This window comes from Candidatus Poribacteria bacterium (assembly GCA_028820845.1).
Classification (GTDB): domain Bacteria; phylum Poribacteria; class WGA-4E; order WGA-4E; family WGA-3G; genus WGA-3G.
This window is the reverse complement of the sequence record JAPPII010000037.1, coordinates 115,318-124,663: the sequence shown is the minus strand read 5'-3', so window position 1 is coordinate 124,663 and position 9,346 is coordinate 115,318. Positions and strand designations below refer to the sequence as shown.

The following is a 9,346-nucleotide window of genomic DNA, read 5'->3' as shown; positions in this document are numbered from 1 at the left end:
TACCAAAACCTAACAAAAATGTCAATAACTTACACAATGTAAACACTACCTAATACTGTGCCACTGTTCTTCCAGAGGCGAATACTTATACTCATGAACCCTAGACTCGCTAAGAAAAAGAGGCTCCCATACCGAAATACCCAATATCTGTAGTCTGGCACGTTGAGTTCGCCCACGGTTTGCATCAGTTGGTTTTGCCCCAGAGGGACAGGTGTACTTGCGAAAGTGTGGAACTGACTCCAAACATATCCAAACGCGAGGATAAGGCTTGCAAGCGTCAACCCAAAGGAAAGATTTCTGGCATGTGGTTGAAATTTGGCTGCAAACGTGGATTTAGTGATTAAAACATGCCGAAGAACGCGAATCCCTAATAGGATGAGAGGCGGCACCAACACAAACGCAAATAGATGGGTTGCAAAACCTTCTCCATTCCGATAAACAGGCGACGCAAGATAGAGGGGAGGCACGAAAGTACACACCCAGAGAAAGTATAACCGGAGCCTTTCTTCCTTTTCATCTGTGAGAAATCTCCAGAACTCTATGCAAAGGATAATGCTAAAGAAAATACAGAAGCCTTCCCAACTAATACCACCGAGAAATACAGTAAAGCCACTCGCGAGCGTCCACAAAAGCCTGCTACGCGGGTTTTGTGCTTGCAGAGCGGCAAGATAACCCGTGATAGCGAAAATACCAAGCATCAGACACCAACTGTCTCTGTCACTGAATCCGGCGGCACTGCGCTCAACGACACCGGGGAGAGTGGCTAAAAGTAAGCCAACAATGCTCGAAAAGAGTAGTCCAAAGGTCCGGTAAAAGAAAAGGCAAAGCACTCCCAACCCTAGCATGAAACAAACAGCCGGGGAAAATAACGCCACTTGGTAGACTGAGATATTGGGAAAAAAGAGTGTTATCACTTTGTGTGTGTAAGCGATAGCGTAAGAATAGGCATTAAGACTCTGTCCCAAGTCTCTACCATAGGGAAGCCAGCGATGCATATCCCTCACAGGCAGTTTACCGTGTTCAGCGACAATCTGTGCTTGCCAGTAAAACAGATAGGGATCGTTTCCGGTAAACTGCCCATCAGGTATAGACGCTACACCTTGAATACGGATCCAGAAGGCAAGGAATAAAATAAGACACAAAAGTAACCAAGAACTCAAACGTGAGAGTTTCTGTAAAGTATTCATCATTGACTTTATGTCTCCATCCTCAGAGCATCAATAGGTGAAAGTTTTGATGCTTGTAACGCAGGATATATCCCGAAACTCACTCCCATAAAAACGGAAAAAATAACAGAAACCAATATCCAAGGTAAGGAAAGGACAACGGGCCATTCTGGCACAATCGGCATAATACGCACAGCAAGCCGCGCCATGCCACACGCTGCTAACCAACCGCCTACAACCCCGAGTGTACCCCCACACAAGCAGAGACATATCGCTTCCGTCAAGAATTGATAGAAAATATCAATCTGTCTCGCGCCGATTGATTTCCGCACGCCTATCTCTCGTGTCCTTTCACCGACAGAAACAAGACATATATTCATGATACCGATGCCACTCACAAACAGCGAGAACCCGGCAATAGAACCCAGAGCGATTTGAATCACTTGTTGGATGTGTTCTAACCGTCTGACGGTCCCCTTTGGTATTCAATAACCGATAAAGTCCTCTTTTCCCCGATGTCTTTTACGTAGGACTTCCTTAACGGAAGCAATGACCCGGTACACATCCGCATCTTTTTTGAAAAACACTGTAAATCCGTAAATGTAGTGATCACCAGAGAGGCGCTGCAAGTGTGTTGTGAGTGGCAAAAATACAGTTTCGTCCAGAGAATAGTAACTCCGGAGGCTTCTACCTTTGGGAGTCATAATGCCTACAACTCGGCACCGTATGGGGGTCTGCCGCCAGTGTAACTTAATCCTCACCTCTCGTCCTAAGGCTGTAGCCTTGCCGAACAGTTCTTCAGCAGCAGTAGCACCAAGAACGCAAACCTGTGCTGCACTGTCAATCTCGTTTTCTGTAAAGAATCGACCCGTCTGCACTTTCCATCGCAAGCCTTGCGAGTATGCTGCGGTTACACCTTCTACATAGAAATATATGTGTCCCCCGTCTCGATTCGTAATTGTCCCACGCATTCTATCACTTTTCGGTAGAGCAAACAAAACATCAGGGCATTCCGATTCAATGCTGTCCACATCTTCAAGTGTATAGCGTTCAGTGGTGCGCCGAATCAACCGCCTATTTTTCCAAATAGAGGTCCGCGTCCAGAACTGCACTTGATTAGAACCACCGAGTTTCTCAATATCGTCGGTGATTATCTGCTTTGCCCCCTCGCCGATGGCTATCATACAAAGCACACTCGCGATTCCGATGCAGATACCGAGAATGGACAGACCGGCACGTAACCGATTTTGAGAAATATGTGAGATACCTGCAGCAATAGCATCATAACGTTTCATTCGGATAAGTACGGCTTCACATCCCATAACAGAATGGTGCCATCAAAACTTGCACTCGCCAGAAGCTTACCATCTGGTGAAAAGGTAAGATCTTGAATATCAGTCGGATGCCCCCAGAAAGTAGTAATATTTTTACCGGTGGCAACCTCCCATAACCTGATGGACACCTTATCTGTCTCCTGCCACCAAGAACCAGAAGCGAGATAGCGTCCACATGGAGAAAATACTAAGACGTAAGGGCGTTGGCACCCCTCAGGGAGTCGCATTGCTTTATGAATCTCATACGTTGTTGCATCCCAGAAGCGAATTTCACCGAACAACCCACCTGCGATGAGATCGCCACATGGAGAAAAGGTAATTGAATGGATAGATGCTCGCCATGATGGTGAAACGTCTCGCTTCAGGTGGCATCGGATATCCCGTTCATCACCCGTATACATAGCACTATCTAAACGGATCCCCAAAGGAAGCACGCCAATCTGTTCACCTTTCTCTATATCCCACACCGAGGCTTCTTTGTCTACAGAGATAATAGCGAGTTTTGCCTTATTTGGGTGAAATGCCATTCCGGTAATACTTCTGTTTGTCACGGATAACACACGATACTTTTCCCAATATTGAACGTCCCATAGATAAAGTTTTCCCTCGACATCACTACTCGCGAGAATCTGCCCAATAGGTGAAAATGTCAGAACTGTTATATCCCGTTGATGTTTGTTAAGTGTCGTAATCCGCGTCTTAGAGGGAACATCCCAAACCTCAATGATTTGACCAGCTTGCCCCATATTGAAAGCTAATAATTTTTCACAAGGAGATAGAGCACAAATTTTCCCTCTATGACCTACCGTTATTGGATGTTTCCATATTGCCTGCCTACGATCAATATCCCAAAATACAACACCGCTTTCGCCCCAATACCTGCTTACCAGGACCGTACCTTTATCCAAAAAGGACACGGAACCCGTAGGAAGTGTATGTCCATGCAGAAGGCCCACCACAGATGGATTCTTCTCATTCCAGACAAGAATCTCACGATGGGTAGCGATTCCCAGCTGTTTACCATCGGTTGAAAAGTGGACCACTTCGGTGCGTCCTATATTTTCAAAAATGTCAAGTGCTTCCGACTGATCGGCATCCCAAATTACAACTTTGTCGGTATCAACCTCTGCAACTCGCAAAGCACCTTTAGAAGAATAAACAGGTATTACGCTATTCCCGTCGTATGCCATATTCGTCATTTCCAAGACTTCTTGCCTAATATTCCACACCTGAATCCCCGGGCATTGCCTAATTCCACCTTTTTCTACAGCAATAGTAAGAAACCGCCCACAAGGAGAAAAGGTAAGGGCATTTACTTGCCTCGGGGTCATAATGATGTTTGTCACGAGCTCCTTTGTTGCCAAGTGCCGCACGGATATGACAAACTGGGCAGAAACATAAGCGAGCAATTGTCCATCAGGTGAAAAACACAACGGTAAATGAGAAGCGCGGGGACCTTTCTGTGGTTCTACAACCTTGAAACTTGCGACATGACTTCCAGTTTCTGTATGCCAAACATAAATACTTCCATATTGAACCCCAGACGCTGCGATGTATTGACCATCCGGTGAAAAGACAATATCAGAAGTTCCGCAATGCCACCCTTGTATTCTGACAGTACATTGCTGGGTAGCAACATGCCATAATTTAACAATACCATCTGCATTACTGGTGGCAACTTGAGAACCGTCACTGGAAAGAGAGACGGTAGAAACCATCCCCCTTTCGTTTTCCCACAAAGCAGTAGGTTCCATTGTGACAAGATCATACCAGTAAACACCAATTGGGGTTGCAACAATAAGATGAATTCCATTTGGTGAAAATGCCATGTCCATCACAAGGCCTCGGCCAAACCTAACTTTTGCCCCTTCTGGAAGATCCCATCTTGTAAGATCACTGTGATTAAGAGTCATCATCACAAACGCTGCTGCAAGCTTGATCATCATCATTGCCGCAAACAGTAGTCCCTGTAGTACAACTGGAACATTCACATCCGCCATAACAAGACGTGGATTTAGAACCGCTGCAGTCGGACGAAGTATCGCAAGATCCACAGTAACTACCACCTATACACGTGCAGCCGTCACTATTACTTTCACTGCTAGTGAAAAGCGATACCTCCGCTCCACCGCCACAGCAACTCTTCGCCTCTGTTTCCACAACAAAACCATTAAATGCCCCCGCGAAAATAATCCCCGCAGTGAAGGTAAGCACAACCATCAGCCGCCCTGGTACGTTAGGGCTTGAGAAAAAATTTCTTAACATTTCTAACATCTTCTTAATTGTTTTACAATTCGTCACGCGGATACGTGATGTTTTTACCTTGACAGAAATCAAAATAGGAAGAACCAGCATTAAATTGCCATCAAAAACGCGAAGTCTGATTTTTTACCGTGTTGATAAACACTGTATGGAGTTTAAAAAGAAATACAAATTTTGTCAAGAAAAAATAATTTCGGTTCAATCCCTGTGAAGTGCTTCTGGGCACGCCTATAGACGCGCGCTCCTTTTTCACAACTGACACCGACGATCTATGCACCTACTATAAAAATGAGGGCTAAGTCATCTTGAATTTTAAATGAATAATTTGACTTGAAATTGTAAATTTGATACAATACATAAATAGATACAAATTAAGGAGGCAAATCTTTGCAGCAAAGAACACCAATTGAAGAACAGATTGATCTTCCGTTTATGGAATCACTACGGATTAGTTTTCAAAGTTTGAAAATCCGTTTTGGGCGTTCGATTATTACAACGGCAGGTATTACACTGGGCATTGCATTCTTAGTTTCAGTCTGGACGAATAATGAAATCGGCCTTGCCCTACAAGAGAGCGGGCGACAATCGACAATTAACACTTTTGAAGAAACAACAGAAAAAGGCATTTCCACGAAAGATATTTGGCTCATTGTTATGTCCTTGATTGTCTGTGTCGTTGGGATTGCAAATTCTATGTTGATGGCAGTCACGGAACGTTTCCGTGAGATTGGTACAATGAAATGTCTCGGCGCGTTAGACGGGTTCGTGGTGCGACTCTTCCTACTTGAATCCGGGTTCCAAGGGTTTTCGGGTGCCCTTATCGGCGCGCTCATCGGAACGCTGGGTGCCGTTCTTTTGGGGCTTAAAGACTATGGGTTAGATCTGTTTTTCTATTTCCCTTTACTACCCGCGCAACCTGAAGATGGCACCCTGCGGTTGGGTGTGCTTGTGGTCATCTTGCTTGGCTGCTGTTTGGGTATGGTTTTGGCTGTAATCGGTTCATCGTTCCCAGCATGGCGTGCGGCAAAACTCCCACCCGCTGAGGCAATGCGGACTGAGGTATAGGGACTATTCGACACGGCTCTTGTACACTGCATAGGGGAACCTGAAAATCAAATCTACAGCTCCGCTGGTGATGGGACCGGAGGCGAAAAAGGAAAAGGCTATGGCTGATATTGTTGTGAAAACTGAGGATGTCGTCAAGGAATATCGGATGGGCTCAAACGTCCTCCGTGCCTTGGATGGTATCAATATTGAGATTGAACGCGGAGAGTACGTTTCATTGATGGGACCTTCCGGTTCCGGGAAGTCAACGCTCTTTAACATGATTGGCGCACTTGATACGCCTACGGAAGGACAGGTTTACATTGACGGGCAAAATATGTCGCAACTTTCACAGAGACAGATTGCGGCATTTCGTTGCCACCGGGTAGGTTATATCTTTCAGAGTTATAACCTGTTGCATGTACGGAGCGCACATGGGAATGTAACATTACCCATGATTTTTGCAGGGCTTCCTGAGAAACAGCGCAATGAAAAAGCCGAAAAATTGCTTGACATGGTAGGGTTAGGGGATCGGATGTTTCATCTTCCTGATGAACTCTCCGGTGGACAACGGCAGCGCGTCGCCATCGCCAGAGCCCTCGCCAATGACCCAAGCATCGTCCTCGCCGATGAACCGACGGCGAATCTTGATACTGTTATCGGACGCGAAATTATTGACTTGATTAAACAGTTAAATGAGGAGCAGGGGGTTACTATAATTTCTGCTACACACGACCTGAAAATGCTTGATGTCTCTGATAGGATTGTAGACATCCGAGATGGACTCGTTGAACGCATTAGAAACCGAGACGAGATTGAAATCGAAGTCGGTGAAGTCGGTGGGCACTAACCGACACCACGAATTCCTTAGGACTTACGTACCTTACCGGTAGGTGCGGTTTCTAACCGCACCGGGTTTCCTCTGATTAAACATCTATGCTGTCCAAAGATAAGCATCTCATCGCGTTTTTGCGTAAGTCGTGTTTCTAAGACGAGATCTCAGATAGCAAGACTGGGCGGTTTTCACGAAGCGACTTCAGCGCAGCCAATCCCATCACAACGGGTACCCGTCCATCCTTACCTGTCACTGGCGGTGGTGTCCGTTCTTGAATACACCTGAAAAACGCTTGTAGTTCCGAAAGATATGCCGCCTTATAGCGTTCCACAAAGAAGTATGGCGGTAAAGCAGCATGAGTCCCCTCACTTCCACTAAAGGTGACAGTATCTGTCAACGGATTTGCTACCGTAACCATTCCCTTTGATCCAAAAACTTCAACTCGCTGGTCGTAGCCGTATACAGCCTCTCTGCTGTTGTCGATGGTTGCAATAACCCCATTTTGGAAGCGTCCGATAATAACAGCGGTATCAATGTCGCCTGCCTTGCCGATTTGTGGATCTACGCGGACATTTCCTGTTGCGTAGATTTCCACGACTTCATCCCCGATAAGATAGCGCGCCATATCGAAATCGTGAATCATCATGTCAAGAAAAATGCCACCGGAGACTTTGATATATTCAATCGGTGGTGGTCCCGGATCGCGACTCGTAATCCGCAAGATGTGCGGCTCACCAATCTCTCCAGAGGCAACTGCTTCTCGGACTCGCATGAAACTCGTATCAAACCTACGCTGAAAGCCTACCTGAAACTTAACCCCTGTTTCCTCCACAATCGCCAGAGTTTCGTCAATCTCTTCCAAATCTAATGCAATCGGTTTCTCACAAAAGATGTGTTTCCGTGCTTTAGCAGCCGCTTGGCTAATTTCTACATGTGTATTGGTAGCAGACGTAATTAGCACGGCATCAATCTGCGGATCGGCTAAGAGTTCAGTGTAATCATCTACAGTCTGTGGGACATTAAACTCTTCCGCGAGACTGTTCATGCTCGGACGGTCGAGACTGCAAAGTGCCACGAGATCGGTTTCTGGTATGTCTTGCGCGAGGTGTTCGATGTGTAATTTACCGATACGTCCTGTTCCGATAACGCCAACCCGAATCTTAGGGGTTTTGTTCATGTGCAGATTGCTCCTGGTCGAATGTATGATGTTGATTTCGATTTATTTCTTTCGGGTCTTATGCCGGATGGTGCGTTCCTGCCAATTGTAACAGTCTTCTCCAGTTAATGTGTTCAGAAAACTACTTATTGCGATTTTTTATATTTTATTTATAACTTTTGTCATGGACATTCTCCTTTATGAATGGGTCCAGTCACCTCTAAAGTCTCTCGCAATATGGGTATTTGAAAAGGGGATATCTAATTCGCTATCACTAAAGTATGAACTCAGACCTTTTACAATTTCGATGCCTATGCTACTCCCTTTGGATACAAGGGCTGGAGATTCATCTGGTGCTTTGGATCGAATGAATGGTAGAATTTTGCGTAGAAATGGCTGAATATAAGTAACCAAAAAAATGTACGCGATACCTGATAGACAAGCCGTAGCGATTGTGGCGACCTTTGAGGACAAGCCGAGAAACTTTAGAATCGGGTAACATGCCAGCAGAGGGATGGTAATTAATACTGCCCCAATTAGCCAGAGAGTTTTTTCTTTAATAATTTCTATCATGTTCATTTTTTACCTCCTTTTTTAAATGCCGATAAGTTTGAATCCCTATTTGAGCAATAAATCGAATTGCCCCAATCAAACTAACCACGATCAGAGCTCCGTAACTGATATTATCCATAACTTCAGTCCATTTTGAGCCGATAGTATATCTGACAAGTTTGGACAAACCGAAACATAATAGAATGTAAGCTGCAATGTAAAATGCTTCTAAAATGAGCACAACTAGCGAATTAAGAAAGGCTAAAAACTTGTGTTTCAAAATATTTCTCGGAATTTTAGGCGTTGGTGCCAAGCCTTACCGGCAGGTAAGATCCTCATTCCAAAGCCTACTCAGTAAACGGAAGTTGTGAAGCCATTATCGAGCACCATTTTTCATACCCATGGCAAGACAATCCAATTTTTGTATTATATTTTCCTGCTAAATCGGGTATTGCTAACATCGTAACATACATGCCCAGATTCTCCAAATAAAAATGGAATGTCTCATGTGTCAGCACCGGTAATTCTTTCCAAGATGTCCGATCGAATATGTTTTTAATAAAGGAAGGATATTTTGATGAATGTTCGGAATACATACCAATTAACGATACTTCCCTTCCAGTTGTATCATTCATCTTTACGTACGCTATCTCCAGCTCAGTCTTAACATCTTGCCAGTCTGCTCGGAATGCGAACGCAGTACATCTGGAGATTGGACGGCTAAATACGCCCGTATTCTCAATTTGGGTGTCTTCTCCAACAAAACCAGGATAGACAATATCATCTGTCTCAATAATTGGAGATGTAAATAGAGAAAGCAAACGACCAGGCACCTCATTATAGAGATCTTCTGGCATCGCCTCATCTGATACTAAAAGTATAGTATTTTTTATCATAACAAATTTTTGTTCCGAGTTTTATTTCGTCTATGGTAAGAGTGATTTTATCCATATAGTCCTCTACGATAGTCGGTTTCGACCCCCGTGGGGCGTTGACC

At 44.8% G+C, this 9,346-nt stretch carries 9 protein-coding genes; 2 read left to right on the top strand and 7 right to left on the bottom strand.

Translation table 11 applies throughout. The features are described from left to right. Nucleotides 1-29: 29 nt before the first annotated feature. Genes OXN25_09650 through OXN25_09635 form a run of 4 tightly spaced genes read right to left on the bottom strand, consistent with a single transcriptional unit; the run spans nucleotide 30 to nucleotide 4,554 of the window. Nucleotides 30-1,190: a hypothetical protein gene (locus OXN25_09650; protein MDE0425121.1), complete on the bottom strand. Its 1,161-nt coding sequence runs from the start codon at nucleotides 1,188-1,190 to the stop codon at nucleotides 30-32. Nucleotides 1,191-1,195: 5 nt separating this feature from the next. Next, nucleotides 1,196-1,609, bottom strand: a complete 414-nt coding sequence (locus OXN25_09645; GenBank protein ID MDE0425120.1) for an FtsX-like permease family protein — start codon at nucleotides 1,607-1,609, stop codon at nucleotides 1,196-1,198. Between the two features lie 42 nt (nucleotides 1,610-1,651). Next, entirely contained in the window at nucleotides 1,652-2,461 is an 810-nt protein-coding gene (locus OXN25_09640) for an ABC transporter permease (protein MDE0425119.1), read from the bottom strand. Beyond that, nucleotides 2,458-4,554: a WD40 repeat domain-containing protein gene (locus OXN25_09635; protein MDE0425118.1), complete on the bottom strand. Its 2,097-nt coding sequence runs from the start codon at nucleotides 4,552-4,554 to the stop codon at nucleotides 2,458-2,460. Before OXN25_09635 ends, OXN25_09640 begins: the two co-directional genes overlap by 4 nt. 595 nt (nucleotides 4,555-5,149) lie before the next feature. On the opposite strand from OXN25_09635, the gene OXN25_09630 reads away from it, so the two are divergent. Further along, nucleotides 5,150-5,827 (top strand): ABC transporter permease, encoded by a 678-nt coding sequence (locus OXN25_09630; protein MDE0425117.1) that lies wholly within the window; start codon nucleotides 5,150-5,152, stop codon nucleotides 5,825-5,827. Nucleotides 5,828-5,927: 100 nt separating this feature from the next. Further along, nucleotides 5,928-6,656: an ABC transporter ATP-binding protein gene (locus OXN25_09625; protein ID MDE0425116.1), complete on the top strand. Its 729-nt coding sequence runs from the start codon at nucleotides 5,928-5,930 to the stop codon at nucleotides 6,654-6,656. A gap of 136 nt (nucleotides 6,657-6,792) precedes the next feature. On the opposite strand, the gene iolG is transcribed toward OXN25_09625, so the two are convergent. From iolG to OXN25_09610, 3 genes are all read right to left on the bottom strand, one after another. After that, nucleotides 6,793-7,818 carry an inositol 2-dehydrogenase gene (iolG, locus tag OXN25_09620; protein ID MDE0425115.1) on the bottom strand — a complete coding sequence of 342 codons (1,026 nt, stop codon included), beginning with the start codon at nucleotides 7,816-7,818 and terminating at the stop codon, nucleotides 6,793-6,795. A gap of 177 nt (nucleotides 7,819-7,995) precedes the next feature. After that, nucleotides 7,996-8,376: a hypothetical protein gene (locus OXN25_09615; GenBank protein ID MDE0425114.1), complete on the bottom strand. Its 381-nt coding sequence runs from the start codon at nucleotides 8,374-8,376 to the stop codon at nucleotides 7,996-7,998. Nucleotides 8,377-8,696: 320 nt separating this feature from the next. Then, nucleotides 8,697-9,245 carry a hypothetical protein gene (locus tag OXN25_09610; GenBank protein ID MDE0425113.1) on the bottom strand — a complete coding sequence of 183 codons (549 nt, stop codon included), beginning with the start codon at nucleotides 9,243-9,245 and terminating at the stop codon, nucleotides 8,697-8,699. Nucleotides 9,246-9,346 lie beyond the last annotated feature (101 nt).